This window comes from Streptomyces sp. NPDC056224 (genome assembly GCF_042267665.1).
In the GTDB taxonomy this organism is placed as follows: domain Bacteria; phylum Actinomycetota; class Actinomycetes; order Streptomycetales; family Streptomycetaceae; genus Streptomyces.
Genome location: NZ_JBHJTK010000033.1, coordinates 44,043 through 61,668, shown reverse-complemented (window position 1 = coordinate 61,668; position 17,626 = coordinate 44,043). Strand labels below are relative to the sequence as shown.

Genomic DNA, 17,626 nt, shown 5'->3' with positions numbered 1-17,626 from the left:
GGGGACACACCGCATGAGCCATGGGCGTCATGTCACCATGCTCACCGAAGGCACCTATCCGCACGTCCACGGGGGCGTCAGCACCTGGTGCGACCAGCTGGTCCGAGGCATGCCCGAGGTCGACTTCAACGTCATAGCCCTGACCGGCTCCGGACGTGAGCCGGTCACCTGGGAACTCCCGCGCAACGTCTACCGGCACACCGTCGTACCGCTCTGGGGGGCCACTCCCCGGCGCGGCCGCCGGTCCGTCCTGCGCGGCAGGGCCCACCGCCGCTTCACCGAGGTCTACGAAACCTTCCTGCTCTCCCTGCTCGACCCTCCCCCGGCCACCGCCGGGGGTACCCCCGACCACGGGGGATTCTCCGGGGCCCTGCGCGAGCTTGCCGTCCTCGCCCGGGCCGGGAAGCTCGCCCCGGCCCTGCGCTCCGAGTCCGTCCTGCGCCTGCTGATGGACGTATGGACCCGCCCGGGCCTCGCCGTCGCCGCCGCCGAGCCCACCATCCACGACGCGCTCACCGCCACCGACCTGCTGGAACACGCGCTGCGCCCGCTCTGCGTGCGGATCCCGCCCGACAGCGTCGCGCACGCCGTCAGCAGCGGCCTGGCCACCCTCCCGGCCCTCGCCGCCGCCTACCTCGACAAGGTGCCCTTCCTCCTGACCGAGCACGGCATCTACCTGCGCGAGCGCTACCTCGGCTACCGCAGTGCCGCACAGCGCTGGCCCGTCAAGGCGCTCATGCTCGGCTTCTACCGCGAGCTGAACACCGAGGGCTACCGGCAGGCCGACCTGATCACCCCGGTCAACCAGTACAACCGCCGCTGGGAGGAGCGCGGGGGCGCCGCCCGCGACCGGATCCGCACCGTCTACAACGGCGTGGACCCGTACGCCTTCCCCGAGGCCGGCCCCGAACCCGAGGTGCCCACCCTCAGCTGGTGCGGCCGCATCGACCCCATCAAGGACCTCGAAACCCTCATCCGGGCCTACGCCTTCATGCGCGTGGAGCTGCCCGCCCTGCGGCTGCGCCTCTTCGGCCCGGTCCCGGCAGGCTGCGAGGAGTACAAGCTCCGTCTGGAGAAGCTCGCCGCCGAGCTCGGGGTGACGGACGGGATCTCGTACGAGGGCCGCATCGAGCAGGTCGCGCAGGCGTACGCGGCCGGCAGCGTCGTGATGCTCTCCTCCATCAGCGAGGGCTTCCCCTTCAGCATCATCGAGGCCATGTCCTGCGGACGCACCACCGTCTCCACCGATGTCGGCGGGGTCCGCGAGGCCGTCGGCGACACCGGACTCGTCGTCCCGCCGCGCGAGCCCGAGACCATGGCCCGCGCCACCCTCGCCCTGCTCCGCGACGACGAACGCCGCGCCGAGCTCGGCCGGATGTCCCGCGCACGGGTGGTGGAGAAGTTCACCCTCCACCAGTCCGTGGACGGCTTCCGGCACATCTACCGGGAACTCGCCGGCCAGCCCGTCCTGCCCGTCCGCGAGGGCGACGACTGGACCCAGCGGCTCGCCGACCCCTGGTACCGCGAACTCGCCGCCGACGGGAGCCTGTGGTGAGCGGATCCCTCTGGCTCAAGGTCCCGGGCGGCGACACGCTGCCCGCGATCCCGCGGCCCCGGCGTACCGTTCCTCCGGCCGCCGACCCCATCGACGAACTCGCCGGGCGCTTCGACGTGTTCATCGCCGCCGCCGTCCACCCGGACGAGATCGCCGCCCTCCTCGAATCCGACGGCATGACCGACGAGCACATCCGGCTCGCCTACGGCCGCCACGACTCCTTCGCGCTCGCCGAGGAGCTCTACGCCCGGGTGCCGCGCTCCTTCCCGGAGCCCGACGGCGTTCCCGACCCCTGGAAGGTCTCCCTCACCGCCTGCCTGCTGCGCGGAGTGATCTTCGCCCTGCCCGGCCTGGCGTACGTCCTGGGCGCGCCCCTGCTCGACGGGCCGAAGGACCGCCTCGGCCTGCCCGCCGGGACCCTGACCCTGCTCGCCGGGGCGCTCATCGGCTGGGTGTGGGACCAGACCCTCTCCCACCGGGCCTACTCCTGGCTCGGGCTCGGCGACCGGGCCGCGGCCGGGCGGACCCTGCTCGCCGGCGCCCCCGCCGGGTCCCTGCTGGGCACCGCCGCCGCACTGGCCGTGCCGGGCGGGCCGCCCTTCTCGTACGCCTTCGCCGCCGGACAGGCCCTCTACGTGGGCGCCGCCACCGTCCTGCTCGTCCTCGGCCGGGAGCGCGTCCTGCTCGCAGCCCTCGGCCCGATGGCCGCCGGGGCCCTGCTCGCGCTGTTCACGGACCTGCCCGTGCCGGTCCGCGTGACCCTGCTCGTGGTGTCCCTGCTGGCCGCCTGCACCCTGGCCGTACGGGAGCTCCCGCTGGCCGAGGGCGTGCGGGCCGCCGCCGCCCGGGTCCGCGGCTGGAGGGCGCGCCGCCCCGGAACGGGTCCGGTGCTCTGGCGGATGCTGCGCGGCCCCGACGAGGAGTACGCCCCGCGCGGGCCGCGGCTGGGGGACTCCGTCCCGTACGGGGTCTTCGGCCTCGGCACCGGCCTGCTCGTGCTGTACGCCGCGCTCGGGGAGGTGCTCGCCGGGGGGCCCGCCGAGGCCGTCGCCGCCCCCTCGGCGGTGGCGCTCACCCTGAGCATGGGTCCCGCGGAATGGCTCCTGCACCGGTTCCGCAGCGGCAGCCTCGCAGGACTCCGGGCGGCCCGCTCGCCCGACGCCTTCCGGCGCCGGATGCTCTCCACACTGGCCCAGTGCCTCGCCGCGTACCTGGCGGTGCTGCTGGCCCTGGGGCTGGCCGGCACCCTGCTCTGGCCGGGCGCCCCGGCGCTGACCGGGGTCCGGGCCCTGACGCTGCTCCTGCTCGGCGCCGTGATGTGGACCGGGCTGCTGCTCCAGTCCTTCGGGGCGGTCCGGCCCGCGGCCGTGGTCTGCGCCTCGGCCGCCGTCGCCCAGAGCCTGGCCCTGCTGACCGGGGTCGGAGCGCCCCGGGCGGTACAGCTGGTGGTGGCGGCCGTCGCGGCGGCCGCCCTCGCGGTCCTGGTCTGTCTGCTCCTCGGGCGTGCGACGGCCCACCGGTGAACGACGTGAACGCGAAGAAGGACCCCATGCTGCTGGTGCCCCTCTACGAGCACCCCGCCGACCGTCCCGAGGCCTGGGAGCGGCTCATCCGGTCCGCGGGCCGGCTCCACTCGGTGGTGCTCAACCCCGACAGCGGGCCGGGCGACGTCCCCGACGAGCGGTTCGCGCTCGTCGCCGAACGGCTGCGGGCGGCCGGGGTGGCCGTCCTCGGCTACACCGACACCGACTACGGGCGCCGCCCGCACGCCGCCGTGGTGCGCGACCTGCTGCGCCACCGCGACTGGTACGGCACCGACGGGGCCTTCCTCGACCAGGCCGCCTCCGGCCCGGACCTGCTGGGGCACTACAGGCGGCTCGCCGTCGCCGCCCGGGCCGCGGGCGCCCGTACCCTCGTCCTCAACCACGGCGTCCACCCGCACCCCGGCTACGCCGACCTCGCCGACCTCCTCGTCACCTTCGAGGGCCCCTGGGACGCCTACCAGGACGCGGCCGCCGTACCGCCCTGGACCGCCGACCACCCCGCCCAGCGGTTCTGCCACCTCGTCTACGCCGTCCCGCCGGGCGCTCCCGCCGCCGAACTCGCCGAGCAGCGGCGGGCCGCGGTGCACTGCGCGGTCCCCGGGACGGGCGCCCATCCGTGGGGGACCCTTCCGTACGCCCTGGAGGCCACGGCGTGAAGCGGTGGACGCGCGGTCGGCTGCCGCTCCTCCTCGTACCGCTCCTGCTCCTCGCCGGCTGCACCGCCGAGAAGTCCGACGAGGGGCCCGACGAGGGGCCCGACGACGTGGCGGTGGCCCCGGCGCCCGGGGAGCGCTGGCAGCCCCGGCCAGGCGTCAGCTGGCAGTGGCAGCTCACCGGGAAGCTCGACACCTCGGTGCGGGCGGCGGTGTACGACGTCGACGGGTTCAACACCACGAAGGAGCAGGTCGCCACGCTGAAGCGGGACGGCCGCCGGACCATCTGCTACCTCTCCACCGGCGCCTGGGAGGATTTCCGCCCGGACGCCGCCGCGTTCCCCGAGTCGATGCTCGGCGAGGGCAACGGATGGGAGGGCGAGCGCTGGCTGGACGTCCGGCGGCTCGCGGAGCTGGAGCCGCTGATGGCCAAGCGGTTCGACATGTGCCGGGACAAGGGCTTCGACGCGGTGGAGCCGGACAACATGGACGGCTACGCCAACGAGTCGGGCTTCCCGCTGACCGCCGGGGACCAGCTGCGCTACAACCGGCTGATCGCGAAGCTCGCCCACGACCGGGGCCTGGCGGTCGGCCTGAAGAACGACCTCGACCAGATCCCCCAGCTGGTGGGGGAGTTCGACTTCGCGATCAACGAGCAGTGCGCCCAGTACGAGGAGTGCGAGCGGCTGACCCCGTTCATCGAGGCCGGGAAGGCGGTCTTCCACGTCGAGTACGAGCTCAGGGCGAGCCGCTTCTGCCCCGCCACGCGCAAGCTGAAGTTCAGCTCGATGGAGAAGAAGCCCGAGCTCGGCCCCTGGCGCAGGGCCTGCCCCTAGGTGTATTGCCCCGGGAGGTTGTGGACGGCCCTCAGCCCACCGGCAGGATCGCGTGCACCCGGTAGCCGCCTCCGTACCGGGGCCCCGCGAAGCAGGAGCCGCCCAGCGCGCCGGTGCGCTCGCGCATGCCGAGCAGGCCGTGGCCGCCGCCGTCGCCGTCGCCGCCGTCGGGCTCCGGCGTGGAGTCCGACGCGTTCGCGGGCGGATCTCCTCCGTCGTCCAGCACGGTCACCTCCACCGAGGGCCCGACCCGGACCACGCTCACCTCGGCGCGCGCCCCCGGCCCCGCGTGCTTGCGTACGTTGGTCAGCGCCTCCTGGACCACCCGGTACGCCGCCAGGTCCGCGGCGGCGGGCAGCGGGCCGTCCCCGCGCCCCAGCTGGACGATGACCTCCACCGGCAGCCCGGCGTGCCGGAAGGTGTCCACCAGCTCGTCCAGGACGGCCAGTCCGGGTGCGGGCTCGGTCGGCGCCTCCGGGTCGCCGGACTGGCGCAGCAGCCCGACCGTCGCCCGCAGCTCGTTCAGTGCGGAACGGCTGGCGTCCCGTACGTGGGCGAGGGCCTCCTTGGCCTGGTCCGGACGCCTGTCCATGACGTGTGCGGCCACCCCCGCCTGCACGTTGACCAGGGCGATGTGGTGGGCCACCACGTCGTGCAGGTCCCGGGCGATGCGCAGCCGCTCCTCGGCGACCCGGCGCCGCGCCTCCTCGTCCCGGGTGCGCTCGGCGCGCTCGGCCCGCTCCCGGATGGCGTCGACGAAGGCACGCCGGCTGCGTACGGCGTCACCGGCGGCCGCGGCCATCCCGGTCCAGGCGAAGATCCCGATGTTCTCCTGCGCGTACCAGGGCAGGGGCCCGGCGAGCATGGCCACGCCCGTCAGCCCGGCCATGCTGAGCAGCCCGGTCCGCCAGGTCGTGGGCCGGTCGGTGCACGAGGCCACCGTGTACAGGGCGATCACCGTGCACATGGCGACGGGCGCCCGGGGCTCCCCGGTGGTCAGCTCCAGCAGCGAGAGCCCGCAGGTCACGGCGAGCACGGTGCGCGGCCGTCGGCGCCGGAACACCAGGACGGCCGCGCCGAGCAGCATCAGCACCAGGGAGAACGGCTCGGGGGTCCGCGTCCCGAAGGTGGGCCCGTGCGGCCCGTGCGGATCGGCGAAGGACCCGACGACCATGGAGACGAACGCCCCGAACGCGAGCACGGCATCGGTGGCGAGCGGGTGGGCCCGCATCCACTGCCGGGTGGGCGCGAACGGCCCGAGGTCTGTCGTCACCCCGATACCGTACGGCCTGCGCCGGCCGGACCGTTCGGGCCACCGGGCACGGGCCATCCGGCTCGCGCCACCCGGCTCAGCACGCCCGGCTCGCGCCACCCGGCTCAGGACGCCCCGCTCCGGCCGTGCCGCCCCGGCCGGGTGTCCAGCGGCGGCGGGCGGCCGCCCAGCGGCAGCCGGGAGCGCTCGGGCCCCCATTTCGTCCGGACCACGCACACGGCCATCACGGCGGCGATGGCCGCGAGGTGTTCCTTGCCGGCCAGGTTGTCCTTGACGAGCACCTCGCCGATCATCACCAGGACCACCGCGGCGCCGGTCACGTACGCCCGGTAGCGCCAGCAGACGTAGACGGCGAGGCCGACCACCGCCGCCGAGGGCCCGGTGTCGTTGACGACCCGGTCGGACAGGGGCAGGCCGAAGGGATGGTCGGCACCCAGCGAGAGCCCGATCCGCGCGTAGGTGGTCCCGGCGAGCGTGGCGACGTAGCCGATCACCAGCGTGCGCCACCAGCCGATGCAGATCTCCGAGATGCCGAAGACGAGCAGGACCTGCGCGAGCGCACCCCAGACCGGCAGGTCCAGGGCGGGGACGAACAGCGACAGGGGGGTCCGCAGCAGGGCCAGCCACAGCGGGTCGACGGCTTTGACCGATCCGAGGTTCTGGACCGGCTGGAAGCCCCAGGAGGTGTTCTGCACGATCTGGAAGACCGAGGTCAGGCAGACCGCGCCGAGGGTCATCGGGATCGCGCGCCATCTCTCGTGGACGAGCGCGTCCCGGACGGTCCGGAACAGGGGCCCCCACTCACGGCGCGCGAACCGCCGCAGTGGGGAGGTGGTCCACGCTGTCAACGGCGGGTCTCCAGGTGTCTGCGGTGCAGCCACTTCGGCAGACCGGGGGCTTCCAGGAAGCCCTCGGCCCGGCCCGCCGCGATTCCGATCCGCAGCAGGTCCGAACTCTTCTCGAAGAGCATGAACCGCGGTTCCCAGATCGGCCGGTATTTGGCGTTGGCCCGGTAGAGGGACTCGATCTGCCACCAGCGGGAGAAGAAGCTCAGCAGCGAGCGCCACATCCGCAGCACCGGACCCGCGCCGAGCCGGGACCCGCGTTCGAAGACGGACCGGAACATCGCGAAGTTGAGCGAGACCTGGGTGACCCCGATCTCCTTGGAGCGTTCCAGGAGTTCGATGACCATGAACTCCATCAGGCCGTTCTCGGAGTCCCGGTCACGGCGCATCAGGTCCAGCGACAGGCCCGCCGGCCCCCACGGTACGAAGGACAGCACGGCCCGCAGAACGCCGTTGCCGTCGGTGCACTCCAGCATCACGCACTGGCCGTCGCCGGGGTCGCCCAGCCGGCCCAGTGCCATCGAGAAGCCGCGCTCGGTCGCGCCGTCGCGCCAGTCGTCGGCGCGCCGCAGCAGCTCGTCCATCTCCCCGGCCGGGATGTCGGCGTGGCGCCGGATGCGAACGGTGTACCCGGCCCGCTTGACGCGGTTGTACGCCTGCCGGACGGTCCGCATGGCGCGGCCCTCCAGCGTGAACTCGGCGGTCTCCACGATCGCCTCGTCACCGAGCTCCAGCGCGTCCAGGCCGTGCCGGGCGTAGATCTGCCCGGCCTCCTCGCTCGCGCCCATCACGGCCGGCACCCAGCCGTGTTCACGCGCCTCGGCCAGCCACGGCTCGATGGCGCCGGGCCAGGCCTCGGGGTCGCCGATCGGGTCGCCGGAGGCCAGCGAGACCCCGCCGACGACGCGATAGGTGACCGCGGCCTTGCCGGTGGGGGACCAGATGACGGACTTCTCGCGGCGCAGCGCGAAGTAGCCGAGCGAGTCGCGGTCGCCCTGCCTGGCGAGCAGCGCCCGCAGCCGCTCCTCGTCCTCCTCGGAGAGGGGGTCGACGGCGCGGCGCGAACGGAACGCCGCGAACAGCACCGCGAGCAGCAGCAGCATCGACACCACGTTGATGAACACGTCCACCCAGCCGGGCGTGGTGATGTCGCCGTAGGTCCTGGCGTCCGGGTCCAGGGTGATGAGCCGCATCGCGCCGTACCGCCAGCGGGTCAGGAAGGTGGCCTCGGCGGCGTCGGGGGAGGTGTTGGTGGCGCCGACGAGCAGCGCCGCGACCAGCGAGGTGAACAGCAGGCCGACGGCCGCGACGACGGTGGCGAGCGCGGGGTTGGAGCGGTCGCCCTTGGCGTAGAACTCACGGCGCCCCAGCAGCAGGGCGGCGACGAAGGCGGCCGTCAGACCCAGCGAGACCCAGTTCTGCGCGTGCTCGCGGAACTCCGGGTAGCAGTCGCCGGGGGACCAGCCCGCGCACGGGACGAAGGCCGCGCGGGCGAAGTCGAGCAGCATCATCCCGCCCAGGACCAGGTTCAGGATCCAGGCGGCCCGCTTGCGGCGGCCCATGGTGACCGCCAGCAGCAGGCAGAACAGCCCGGAGGCGAAGCCGGCCGTGAGCAGGTACGGGGTGTAGAAGTCCTCGGTGTTGTGCCGGCGCAGGTCCTGCCCGAGTGAAACCCACACCGCGCTGAGGAAGTTGACGAAGGTGACGGCGCGCAGGTACCAGACCGCGAACGCGGCCCCGCGCCGCGAGCGGGTGCTTCCCCGGCCGGTCTCCCGGCCACCCCCCGCCGCCTTGCCGGCGGGGTCGCCGCCGGTCCCTTTCCTGCCGGATGCCGGTCCGGGCGCCGGTACGGTGCCGCGGTCGGTTTCTGCGCTGGTCAAACGGACCTCTCCCATAAAAAGCGATCATATGGGGCGTCGCTGTCCATAGTGGGCTGGCCGGGGTTCACGGACTGGTCAGGACCGCGGGCCCCGGTGGCTCACTCCGTCGGCTCCTGCGCTTCCCGTTCCGGGAGTTCCGCCGCGAGTGCGGCGGCCGCCTGGACCAGGGGGAGTGCCAGCAACGCCCCGGTACCTTCGCCCACTGTGACGCCGTGGTCGAGCACAGGGTTGAGTGCCATCCGGTCCAGGGCCTTCGCCTGGCCGGGCTCGCCGCTCGCCTGACCGGCCAGCCACCAGTCGGGAGCACGGAACGCGGCGCGCTGGGCCACCAGACCGCAGGCCGCCGAGACGACGCCGTCCAGGATGACCGGCGTGCGGCGCACCGCGCACTGGAGCAGGAAGCCGGTGATGGCGGCCAGGTCGGCGCCGCCGACCGCGGCCAGCAGCGCGACCTGGTCGCCGAGGACCGGCCGGGCCCGGCGCAGCGCGTCGCGGATCGCCGCGCACTTGCGCATCCACGCCAGGTCGTCGACGGGCAGGCCGCCGCGGCCGGTGACCACGGAGGCGTCGGTTCCGCACAGGGCGGCGACGAGGGTGGCGGCCACCGTGGTGCCGCCGACGCTGAGATCGCCGAGCACGACCAGGTCCGTACCGGAGTCGGCCTCCTCGTCGGCGATGCGGATCCCGAGCTCCAGGGCGGCCCGCGCCTCCTCGACGGTGAGCGCGTCCTCCACGTCGATCCGGCCGCTGCCGCGCCGGACGCGGTGCCTGACCACGTCCTCGGGCAGCAGCTCGGGGTCGCAGTCGAGCCCCGCGTCGACGATCCTCACGGTGGCGCCGAGCCGCCCGGCCAGGATCGCGACGGGGCTGACCCCGTCGAGCACGGCCCGCACCAGCTCGTGCGCGGCGCCGGCGGCCCGGGCGGAGACGCCCTCGGCGGCGATGCCGTGGTCGGCCGCGAACAGCACCACGCGGGGGCGCTCGATCGGCTTGACCGGCACCTGCCCCTGCGCGGCGGCGAGCCACTCGGCGAGTTCGTCGAGCCGGCCCAGAGCGCCGGGCGGTACGGCCAGCCGCTCACGGCGTTCCTCGGCATCACGCCGGACGCCCCCGTCGGGGCGCTCGATCAGATCGGAGAAGTCGTCGAGATTCAGCGTGCTCATCTGCCAGAGAGTACAGCCGGTGAGGCCCTCCCCTCAGGGGGTGTCCCGGCGCCGGCCGGGCCTCAGGGCACCGAGGTGGACGCCCGCCATGACCAGGGGCGCGCCCAGCAGCAGACCGGCCGTCAGCTCCTCGTCGTCGAGCCAGGCCGACAGCACGATGGTGATCACCGGGATGACGACGAAGACGTAGGCCGCGCGGGACGCGCCCCAGTGACGCACCACCACCAGATAGAAGACGAACGTCAGCACCGAGCCCGCCACCACCATGTACGCCAGAGCCCCCCAGGTGACCGCCCGCTCCGGCAGCCGCCAGGTGTCACCCGCGGCGAGGGAACCGGCGAGCAGCAGGGCCGTCGCGGCGCCCATGCCCACCGCGTTCATCGTCACCGGGTGGACCGGCGGCAGACGGTGCACGAGCACGGTCGCCTCGGCGAAGGACAGGACGGCGCCCAGGAGCGCCAGCAGGGACAGCAGCGGCACGCCGCCCTGCAGCGGAGCCCGCGAGGCCACCGCCACCCCGGCGGCCGCGACGAGCGTGCCCAGCAGGGCGGACTTCCGGAAGGGTTCCTGACGCTGCGCCACCGCCAGCAGCAGCGCCGCCAGCGGAACCAGGGCCAGCAGCGTCTGCCCCAGGCCCGCGTGGACGTGGACCAGCGCGTAGTAGGCCAGCGCGAAGGTCACCCCGAAGTTGAGGACCCCGTACAGCACGGCGCCGGCCAGCGCCCTCCCGCGCGGCAGCGCGAGGCGCATGGCGGCCATGACCGCGAGCAGCAGGAGCGCGGCCGCCCCGAACCGCACCGACGCGCCCCACAGCGGGTCGAGTTCGCGGTTGCTGAACCTCACCCCCACCGCGTTGCCGCCGCCCAGCAGGCAGCACCCGGCGAAGGCGGCGAGGCCGGTTCGCTCTCCGGTGGGACCTGAGGGCCGCACGGGATCACCCCCGCTGTTCCTTGAGCACGAGCGGCTGCCCCGCGACCACGAGGAGCACGTGCTCGCACTCCCCGGCCACCGCGTTGTTCAGGCGGCCCAGCTCGTCGCGGAAGCGGCGGCCCGAGGCCGTCGCCGGGACGACGCCCGCGCCCACCTCGTTGCTGACCAGCACCACCCGGCGACGCGTCGCGCGCACCGCCGCCACGAGTTCGGCGACCCGGTCGCGCAGCTGGTGCTGCCCGTGCCTGGCCCACTCCGCGTCGTCCCAGGCCCCGGCCCGGTCCATCGCGTCCGTCAGCCACAGCGCGAGACAGTCGACCAGCAGCGGCGGTCCCTCCTCCGCGAGCAGCGGGACCAGTTCGCAGGTCTCCAGCGTCCGCCAGCTCGCCGGCCGGCGCTCCCGGTGCAGGCCCACCCGCTGGGCCCACTCCGTGTCACCGTCACGGGTGCCACCGGTGGCCACGTAGACCACCTCGGGGAAGGACTCCAGCCGCCGTTCCGCCTCGAAGGACTTGCCGGAGCGGGCCCCGCCCAGCACCAGCGTCCGGCGCGGCGGGTCCGCCGCCGCCCGGTACTCCCCGGCGATCACGGTGGTGCCGTCCGGCACCGCCCGGGCCCCTGCGGCCGTGCACCGGCGCTCCAGCTCCCGGCCCGGCGGGGTGTCGTGGTCGACGTGGACGGCGATCACGTCCGTGGCCGGGCCCACCGCACCGCTCGCCCGTAGCCGGGCGAGGGCCTGCGGCCGTCCCAGCACGTCGGCGAGGACCACGTCGTACGGACGCGGCACCGTGGTCCGGTCCGTTCCCGAGGGGGCCCCGTGGGGCGGCAGGTACAGCAGCCGGCCGCCGTCCGGGCCCGTCACCTCGTACCCGGTGCCCGGCGCGTCCATGGGCACGGCCCGCACCCGGTGGCCGGAGATCACCGACAGCTCCTGTCCGTCCGGCACCCGGCCTGCGTCCGGCAGCCCCGGCGGCAGCTCCACGGCGGGCCCGTCGTGCGGGTGGGTCAGCAGGACCTGCCGTACGCCCGCCAGCGAATGCCCGGCCCGCGCGCCGGCCAGAACCGCCCCGGGGGTCAGGTCGAGCAGCAGGGCCCCGTCGACGAGGACGGCCGTGGCGGCGCGCGCCCGCGTGCCGACGGAGGCCGCGCAGGCCGCGCAGGGGCAGCCGGGGCGGGGCAGGCCCTCGGGTGTGCCGGTGCCGAGCAGAGTGAGTTCCACAGGATGATCCTCCCGCGTCGCCGGGACTGCTGCGCGCCCGGTTACTCTGCGGGCAGACTCAGGTGAGAAGCGTGAGAGCAGCGGACGAGCAACGGAGGCGGACATGGCGTGGACGTGGCGGTTCGAGACGGCCGAAGGCACCGAGACGAGCCCCTCGGTGGTACCGGAGGAGTTCACCACCCAGGGCGACGCGGAGTCCTGGATCGGTGAGTACTGGAAGGACCTGCTGGAAGGCGGCGTCGAGCAGGTCAAGCTGTCCGACGACGCCGGGACCGAGCTCTACACGATGAGCCTGCGCGCGGCCCTGGAGGCCTGAGCCGCGGGCCGGGCCGCCGGGTGCGCCCCGGCGGCCCGTCGCGGGGTCAGCCCCGGACGCCGCACAGGTGCAGCAGCGCGGCCACGCCCCGGTAGGGGTCGGTGCGTCCGGCGCGCTCCTCGGCGGCCAGGAGCCTCTCCAGCTCGTCCTCGGGCGGGAGGCTCTCGCCGGCCTCGGTGCCGTCCGTGAAGACGCGTACGCCGTACCAGGCGCCCAGCGGTGCGCCGATGCCGTTCAGCGTGGCCGTCAGCCCGGCCAGCCGGTCGGCCCGTACCTCCAGGCCCAGCCGGTTCGTGTAGTCGACGCTGTCGAAGGCGGCCAGCGTGCCGTCCCAGTCACCGCTCAGCCCGGGCCGCATGGCGAGGGCGTCGCCGTTGCGCACGAGCAGGGACAGCAGTCCGCCGGGCGCCAGCATCCGGGCGAGCCCGGCGAGCATGGCGTCCGGCTCGGGCACGTACATCAGTACCCCGTGGCACAGCACGACGTCGAAGCTGCCCGGCAGGAAGTGGGCGCCGGTCTCGCGGCCGTCGCCCTCCATGAGACTGACCCGGTCGCGGATCCCGGCGGGTTCCGCGTCCAGCGCCTCACGGGCGACGGCGAGCATCCCCGGGTCCTTCTCCAGACCCGTCACCTTGTGCCCGGCGCGGGCGAGGCGCAGCGCCTGGGTGCCCTGGCCCATGCCGACGTCGAGCACGCGCAGCCGCTGTCCCACCGGGAAGCGCTGCGCGATCTGCTCGTCGACCTGCCGGCCCACGAGTTCCTGGCGGACGGCGTTGCGCAGTCCGCCCAGGCCCTCCAGCCACAGGCGGGCTCCCCCCGGGCCTCCCCAGGAGAAACCTTCCCCCGATGCCCCCGATGCTCCGGGCGTCCCTCCGCTCAGGGCCGTTCCCCGCGCTTGACCTGCGGCTTCGGCAGGCGCAGCCGGCGCATCTGGAGGGTGCGCATCAGGCCGTACGCGACGGCGCCGCGGCGGGGCTCGTCCGCGAAGCGCTCATTGAGCGCCTTGCGGAGGCGGAAGACCAGGCCGATGGAGTCGAGGATGATCAGTGCGATCACGCCGAGCCACATCATCAGTGCGATGTTCTGGATCGAGGGCACCCGCACCATGCTCAGCACCAGGATGATCACTGCCAGCGGCAGGAACATCTCGGCGACCGAGAAGCGGGAGTCCACGTAGTCGCGGACGAACTTGCGGACGGGGCCCTTGTCGCGCGCGGGCAGGTAACGCTCGTCGCCGTTGGCCAGCGCTTCGCGCTGCTTGGTCATCTCTACGCGACGGCGCTCACGGGCTCGCTTGGCATCCTCCTTGCGGTTGCCGGTCGAGGCCACCACGGCCTTGCGCTGCGACTGGGCCACAGCACGCTTCGGCGTAGGGCGGCCCTTCGGGGCCTGCGGGTCACGGGGCTGCGAGAGGTCGGCGCTCACCTTGTCGGTGGCGGCGGCCTTCTCTTCCTTGGAGGAGCGGCTACCAAACACAAAACCCAAGCCTACGTGGTTGCGGGCATGGGCCCCACCCCGGCGGGGAACGATCCGGCAACGGCGGGCGTCTTCCCCTCCGTAAGGTTCGTGCCGGGGGCGCGCTTCCGGTGCCGGGCCGGGCCGTACCGGTCGGGGGCTCACCTCCTCCTCACGCCTGATACGGCGGGGACGCAGTCGTCCTGGAGGAGGAGCGCATCCGTACTCGAACAGTGCGGTAATGGAGACAGGGCCCGTACTGTGGGTTCTGTTGGTGACCTGGAGCACAGTCCGTCTAGAAGGGGGCGCGCGAAGCCCATGAGCGGTGTCATGAAGCGTATGGGGATGATCTTCCGCGCGAAGGCGAACAAGGCCCTGGACCGGGCCGAGGACCCGCGCGAAACCCTCGACTACTCGTACCAGAAGCAGCTCGAACTGCTGCAGAAGGTGCGCCGCGGAGTCGCCGACGTGGCGACCTCCCGCAAGCGTCTGGAACTGCAGCTGAACCAGCTCCAGGGGCAGTCCGCCAAGCTGGAGGACCAGGGCCGCAAGGCCCTCGCCCTGGGCCGCGAGGACCTGGCCCGCGAGGCCCTGTCCCGTCGCGCCTCGCTCCAGCAGCAGGTCAGCGACCTGGAGGTGCAGCACCAGACGCTGCAGGGCGAGGAGGAGAAGCTCACCCTCGCCGCGCAGCGGCTGCAGGCCAAGGTGGATGCTTTCCGGACAAAGAAGGAGACCATCAAGGCCACCTACACCGCGGCGCAGGCGCAGACCCGCATCGCGGAGTCCTTCTCCGGCATCTCCGAGGAGATGAGCGACGTCGGCCTGGCCATCCAGCGGGCCGAGGACAAGACCGCCCAGCTCCAGGCCCGCGCCGGCGCGATCGACGAGCTGCTGGCCTCCGGGGCCCTGGACGACCAGTCCGGTCTGGCGAGGGACGACATCCAGACCGAGCTGGACCGCCTGTCGGGCGGGACTGACGTGGAGCTGGAGCTCCAGCGGATGAAGGCCGAGCTGGCGGGCGGCCCGTCCGCGCAGCAGCAGGCCATCGAGGGCGGCGCCCAGGGCGCCGGCCAGCAGCCCCAGACCCAGCACCGCTTCGACAAGCAGTAGGACGGGGTCCGTCATGATTGTCCGCATCATGGGGGAAGGCCAGGTGAAGCTGGCCGACAGCCACTTCGCCGAGCTCAACAAGCTGGACGACGACCTGCTCGCGGAGATGGAGAGCGGCGACGGGGAGAGCTTCCGGCGCACGCTGGACGCACTGCTCGAAGCCGTACGGCGGCTCGGCGAGCCGCTGCCCGACGACGCGCTGGAGCCGTCCGAGCTGATCCTGCCCGCCCCGGACGCGACTCTGGACGAGGTCAAGGAGATGCTCAGCGGCAAGGGCCTGATCCCGGGCTGACGGACTGAGCGGCTGACGGGACTGAGCGGCTGCCCGGCCGACCGGCCGAGCGCGGTACGACGACGGGCCCGCCCCCTTCCCGGGGCGGGCCCGTCGTCGTCTTCACCGGCCGGGCGGTTTCTCCACGGCCGGTGCCCGCTCCGGGTCGGGGGTCCCGCCGATGAAGTTCTCGAACCTGCGGCGCGGCCCCGCCCAGCGCCGGTCGTGGTGGAAGGCGCGCAGACCGGCCTTGGCCCGGGCGTGCGGGCGGTTCGCGTAGAACCTCTTCGCGTACGGGGACCCTGGCCGGGCCAGCCGGATCGCACCGACCAGCGCCACGAGGGGCACCACCGTGCCGAAGATCGCGGTCCGGGCCTTGCCCTTCCACAGGGCGATCAGGGCGAGGAAGAAGTTGGTGGCGGTGTTCATGACGACCAGCCCGCGGCTCTGCCTCTCGTCGGGCGTCAGCTCGTTCACCCCGAAGGGCAGGAACCCGCCCAGGACCAGGGCCACCAGCGCGGCCGTCAGCACCACGACCTCCACGCTCTTGCGGCCCTGCTCGCTCCAGTAGACGTCGTCGAGGTGCAGGATCAGCGCGAACTCGTCCAGCACCAGGCCCGCCCCCAGCCCGAAGATCACGGCGGAGACCATCGCGCCGAAGCCGTACCGGCCGCTGCCGACCGCCCCGAAACCACCGATGATCACCAGGATCACCCCGGGCACCACGTGGTGGATGTGCATGCCGCCGGGGGTGATGTTCTTGAAGGGCCCCCGCCCGGCCCGGATCAGGCGGGTGATCACCCGGGTGACCAGGAACGACGTGACGAACGAGAGCAGGGCGAGCACCAGTGGCAGCTTCCCCGGTTCGACGATGTTCCGATACCACCAGTGACCCATCCCACTGACTCCCTATTTGGAACGTATTCGGTAATTTACCGCCCGGGGTGAGCGGGTAGCGTTCGCGCCGATGACAGATTCGTTCGATGATCCGATCCTGACGCCGCCTCCGGAACGCGCCTCGTTCCCCGACGGCGTCCGCTTCGCGTTCGGCACGCTGACCGTGCTGCCCGCCCGCATCACCCGGTGGGACCGCCCCGCCGCCCGCACCGGCATGGCCTGCGCCCCGCTCGCCGGGCTGGCCGTCGGCCTGCTGGCCGCCGTGCCCGGAGTGCTCCTGCTCGTACTCGGCGGGGGCCCGCTGCTCGCCGCGGCCGTCACCGTCGCCGTGCCGGCGGCGCTGACCCGGGGCCTGCACCTGGACGGACTCGCCGACACGGCGGACGGCCTGGGCAGCGCCAGACCGGCCGCGGACGCGCTGCGCATCATGAAGCAGTCCGACATCGGCCCCTTCGGCGTCGTGACCCTGGTGATCACGATGCTGGTGCAGGCGGCCGCCCTGTCGGAGGTGTACGCCGACAGCTGGATCCGCGGAGCCCTCGCCACCGTGACCGCCGCCGTGACCGCCCGCCTCGCCCTGACCCTCGCCTCCCGCGAAGGGGTCCCGCCCGCCCGCCCCGAGGGACTGGGCGCGGCGGTCGCCGGGGTGGTCCCGCGCGCCGCGGCCGCCGCGATCGCGGCACTGACCGTGGCGCTGGCCGCCGCGGCCGCCCTCCCGACGGGCCTCCCGGCCGCCGGCCGGCACGCGGCCGCCGTCCTGGCCGCCCTGCTCGCCGCGGAACTGCTGCTGCGCCACTGCGTCCGGCGCTTCGGCGGGGTCACCGGCGACGTCTTCGGCGCCCTGGCCGAGGTCTCCGCGACCACCGCCCTGATCGTCCTCGCCCTGGGCTGACCCGCCCGGCCGCACCGGCCCGCGTACCCTCACCCCGTGGACCACACTCCGACGGACCAGACACCCGCCCCGCCCGGCGCGCCGATCAAGGTCCTGCTCGCCGACGACCAGGCCCTGCTGCGCAGCGCCTTCAAGGTGCTCGTGGACTCCGAGCCCGACATGGAGGTCGTCGGGGAGGCCGCCGACGGGGCGCAGGCCTACGAGCTCGCCCGGCGGACGCGCGCCGACGTCGTGCTCATGGACATCCGGATGCCCGGCACCGACGGCCTCGCCGCCACCCGCATGATCAGCCGCGATCCGGAACTCGCCGCCGTGCGCGTGGTGATGCTGACGACCTTCGAGGTCGACGAGTACGTCGCCGCCGCCCTGCGGGCCGGCGCCTCCGGCTTCCTCGGCAAGGGCGCCGAGCCCGAGGACCTCCTCAACGCCATCCGGGTCGCGCACGCCGGCGAGGCCCTGCTCTCCCCGGCCGCCACCAAGGGGCTCATCGCCACCTTCCTCGCCCAGGGCGGCGGCGCCGACCCGGCCGCCGCCGCGGCTGCCGCCGGATCGCACGCGCAGCGGCTCGCCGCGCTGACCGTCCGGGAGCGCGAGGTCCTCGTACACGTCGCCGCGGGGCTGTCCAACGACGGGATCGCCGGACGGCTGGAGGTCAGCCCCCTCACCGTCAAGACCCACGTGAACCGGGCCATGGCCAAGCTCGGCGCCCGCGACCGGGCCCAACTGGTCGTCATCGCCTACGAATCGGGGCTGGTCCGGCCGCGCGCGGAGTGAGCCGGCAGTGCTA

18 protein-coding genes are annotated in these 17,626 nt (G+C 73.8%); 9 read left to right on the top strand and 9 right to left on the bottom strand.

The annotated features are described in order from the left end of the window. Nucleotides 1–13: 13 nt before the first annotated feature. Genes pelF through ACFCZ1_RS28800 form a run of 4 tightly spaced genes read left to right on the top strand, consistent with a single transcriptional unit; the run spans nt 14 to nt 4,588 of the window. Nucleotides 14–1,555: a GT4 family glycosyltransferase PelF gene (gene pelF, locus ACFCZ1_RS28815; RefSeq protein WP_376681187.1), complete on the top strand. Its 1,542-nt coding sequence runs from the start codon at nt 14–16 to the stop codon at nt 1,553–1,555. Beyond that, complete coding sequence (locus ACFCZ1_RS28810) at nt 1,552–3,078, top strand: hypothetical protein (RefSeq protein ID WP_376681186.1); 1,527 nt, start codon at nt 1,552–1,554, stop codon at nt 3,076–3,078. The genes pelF and ACFCZ1_RS28810 overlap by 4 nt, the downstream gene beginning before the upstream one ends. 26 nt (nt 3,079–3,104) lie before the next feature. Further along, nucleotides 3,105–3,755 carry a spherulation-specific family 4 protein gene (locus ACFCZ1_RS28805; protein WP_376681203.1) on the top strand — a complete coding sequence of 217 codons (651 nt, stop codon included), beginning with the start codon at nt 3,105–3,107 and terminating at the stop codon, nt 3,753–3,755. Further along, complete coding sequence (locus tag ACFCZ1_RS28800; RefSeq protein WP_376681185.1) at nt 3,752–4,588, top strand: endo alpha-1,4 polygalactosaminidase; 837 nt, start codon at nt 3,752–3,754, stop codon at nt 4,586–4,588. The genes ACFCZ1_RS28805 and ACFCZ1_RS28800 overlap by 4 nt, the downstream gene beginning before the upstream one ends. A gap of 31 nt (nt 4,589–4,619) precedes the next feature. Here the strand turns inward: ACFCZ1_RS28800 and ACFCZ1_RS28795 are convergent, their stop codons facing one another. The 6 genes from ACFCZ1_RS28795 to ACFCZ1_RS28770 all read right to left on the bottom strand — a co-directional run bounded on the left by ACFCZ1_RS28795 (nt 4,620) and on the right by ACFCZ1_RS28770 (nt 11,898). Then, the gene (locus ACFCZ1_RS28795; RefSeq protein WP_376681184.1) at nt 4,620–5,861 is read right to left on the bottom strand and encodes a sensor histidine kinase; all 1,242 of its coding nucleotides are present in this window, start codon (nt 5,859–5,861) and stop codon (nt 4,620–4,622) included. Between the two features lie 104 nt (nt 5,862–5,965). Then, the gene (locus ACFCZ1_RS28790; protein ID WP_376681183.1) at nt 5,966–6,709 is read right to left on the bottom strand and encodes a hypothetical protein; all 744 of its coding nucleotides are present in this window, start codon (nt 6,707–6,709) and stop codon (nt 5,966–5,968) included. Then, entirely contained in the window at nt 6,706–8,601 is a 1,896-nt protein-coding gene (locus tag ACFCZ1_RS28785) for a phosphatidylglycerol lysyltransferase domain-containing protein (RefSeq protein ID WP_376681182.1), read from the bottom strand. Before ACFCZ1_RS28785 ends, ACFCZ1_RS28790 begins: the two co-directional genes overlap by 4 nt. An 83-nt stretch (nt 8,602–8,684) precedes the next feature. After that, nucleotides 8,685–9,749, bottom strand: a complete 1,065-nt coding sequence (cobT, locus tag ACFCZ1_RS28780; protein WP_376681181.1) for a nicotinate-nucleotide--dimethylbenzimidazole phosphoribosyltransferase — start codon at nt 9,747–9,749, stop codon at nt 8,685–8,687. Nucleotides 9,750–9,782: 33 nt separating this feature from the next. Further along, nucleotides 9,783–10,679, bottom strand: a complete 897-nt coding sequence (locus tag ACFCZ1_RS28775) for a DMT family transporter (RefSeq protein ID WP_376681180.1) — start codon at nt 10,677–10,679, stop codon at nt 9,783–9,785. Nucleotides 10,680–10,683: 4 nt separating this feature from the next. After that, nucleotides 10,684–11,898: a bifunctional adenosylcobinamide kinase/adenosylcobinamide-phosphate guanylyltransferase gene (locus tag ACFCZ1_RS28770; RefSeq protein WP_376681179.1), complete on the bottom strand. Its 1,215-nt coding sequence runs from the start codon at nt 11,896–11,898 to the stop codon at nt 10,684–10,686. 103 nt (nt 11,899–12,001) lie between these two features. Between ACFCZ1_RS28770 and ACFCZ1_RS28765 the strand changes: the two genes are divergently transcribed. Continuing rightward, complete coding sequence (locus tag ACFCZ1_RS28765; RefSeq protein ID WP_328925307.1) at nt 12,002–12,214, top strand: hypothetical protein; 213 nt, start codon at nt 12,002–12,004, stop codon at nt 12,212–12,214. A 46-nt stretch (nt 12,215–12,260) separates the two neighbouring features. Here the strand turns inward: ACFCZ1_RS28765 and ACFCZ1_RS28760 are convergent, their stop codons facing one another. Together ACFCZ1_RS28760 and ACFCZ1_RS28755 are read right to left on the bottom strand one after the other, a co-directional pair. Then, on the bottom strand, nt 12,261–12,968 hold the full coding sequence (locus ACFCZ1_RS28760; RefSeq protein ID WP_376681178.1) for a class I SAM-dependent methyltransferase: 708 nt from the start codon (nt 12,966–12,968) through the stop codon (nt 12,261–12,263). A gap of 122 nt (nt 12,969–13,090) precedes the next feature. Continuing rightward, nucleotides 13,091–13,699, bottom strand: a complete 609-nt coding sequence (locus ACFCZ1_RS28755; RefSeq protein WP_376681177.1) for a DUF3043 domain-containing protein — start codon at nt 13,697–13,699, stop codon at nt 13,091–13,093. Between the two features lie 288 nt (nt 13,700–13,987). Between ACFCZ1_RS28755 and ACFCZ1_RS28750 the strand changes: the two genes are divergently transcribed. Both ACFCZ1_RS28750 and ACFCZ1_RS28745 read left to right on the top strand, forming a co-directional pair. Further along, nucleotides 13,988–14,779 carry a PspA/IM30 family protein gene (locus ACFCZ1_RS28750; protein ID WP_328925305.1) on the top strand — a complete coding sequence of 264 codons (792 nt, stop codon included), beginning with the start codon at nt 13,988–13,990 and terminating at the stop codon, nt 14,777–14,779. 13 nt (nt 14,780–14,792) lie between these two features. Then, the gene (locus tag ACFCZ1_RS28745) at nt 14,793–15,071 is read left to right on the top strand and encodes a hypothetical protein (protein ID WP_376681176.1); all 279 of its coding nucleotides are present in this window, start codon (nt 14,793–14,795) and stop codon (nt 15,069–15,071) included. A 102-nt stretch (nt 15,072–15,173) separates the two neighbouring features. Here the strand turns inward: ACFCZ1_RS28745 and ACFCZ1_RS28740 are convergent, their stop codons facing one another. Next, nucleotides 15,174–15,947, bottom strand: a complete 774-nt coding sequence (locus tag ACFCZ1_RS28740; protein WP_376681175.1) for a hypothetical protein — start codon at nt 15,945–15,947, stop codon at nt 15,174–15,176. Nucleotides 15,948–16,017: 70 nt separating this feature from the next. Between ACFCZ1_RS28740 and ACFCZ1_RS28735 the strand changes: the two genes are divergently transcribed. Next, nucleotides 16,018–16,839 carry an adenosylcobinamide-GDP ribazoletransferase gene (locus ACFCZ1_RS28735; RefSeq protein WP_376681174.1) on the top strand — a complete coding sequence of 274 codons (822 nt, stop codon included), beginning with the start codon at nt 16,018–16,020 and terminating at the stop codon, nt 16,837–16,839. Nucleotides 16,840–16,875: 36 nt separating this feature from the next. After that, on the top strand, nt 16,876–17,613 hold the full coding sequence (locus tag ACFCZ1_RS28730) for a response regulator (protein ID WP_376681173.1): 738 nt from the start codon (nt 16,876–16,878) through the stop codon (nt 17,611–17,613). Nucleotides 17,614–17,626: the final 13 nt, after the last annotated feature.

What these genes read in the sequence shown, in the direction of transcription:
- ACFCZ1_RS28785 (WP_376681182.1), bottom strand. Translation starts at nt 8,601, where the DNA reads ATGGGAGAGGTCCGTTTGACCAGCGCAGAAACCGACCGCGGCACCGTA.
- ACFCZ1_RS28750 (WP_328925305.1), top strand. Translation starts at nt 13,988, where the DNA reads ATGAGCGGTGTCATGAAGCGTATGGGGATGATCTTCCGCGCGAAGGCG.
- ACFCZ1_RS28735 (WP_376681174.1), top strand. Translation starts at nt 16,018, where the DNA reads ATGACAGATTCGTTCGATGATCCGATCCTGACGCCGCCTCCGGAACGC.
- pelF (WP_376681187.1), top strand. Translation starts at nt 14, where the DNA reads ATGAGCCATGGGCGTCATGTCACCATGCTCACCGAAGGCACCTATCCG.
- ACFCZ1_RS28740 (WP_376681175.1), bottom strand. Translation starts at nt 15,947, where the DNA reads ATGGGTCACTGGTGGTATCGGAACATCGTCGAACCGGGGAAGCTGCCA.
- cobT (WP_376681181.1), bottom strand. Translation starts at nt 9,749, where the DNA reads ATGAGCACGCTGAATCTCGACGACTTCTCCGATCTGATCGAGCGCCCC.
- ACFCZ1_RS28745 (WP_376681176.1), top strand. Translation starts at nt 14,793, where the DNA reads ATGATTGTCCGCATCATGGGGGAAGGCCAGGTGAAGCTGGCCGACAGC.
- ACFCZ1_RS28805 (WP_376681203.1), top strand. Translation starts at nt 3,105, where the DNA reads ATGCTGCTGGTGCCCCTCTACGAGCACCCCGCCGACCGTCCCGAGGCC.
- ACFCZ1_RS28765 (WP_328925307.1), top strand. Translation starts at nt 12,002, where the DNA reads ATGGCGTGGACGTGGCGGTTCGAGACGGCCGAAGGCACCGAGACGAGC.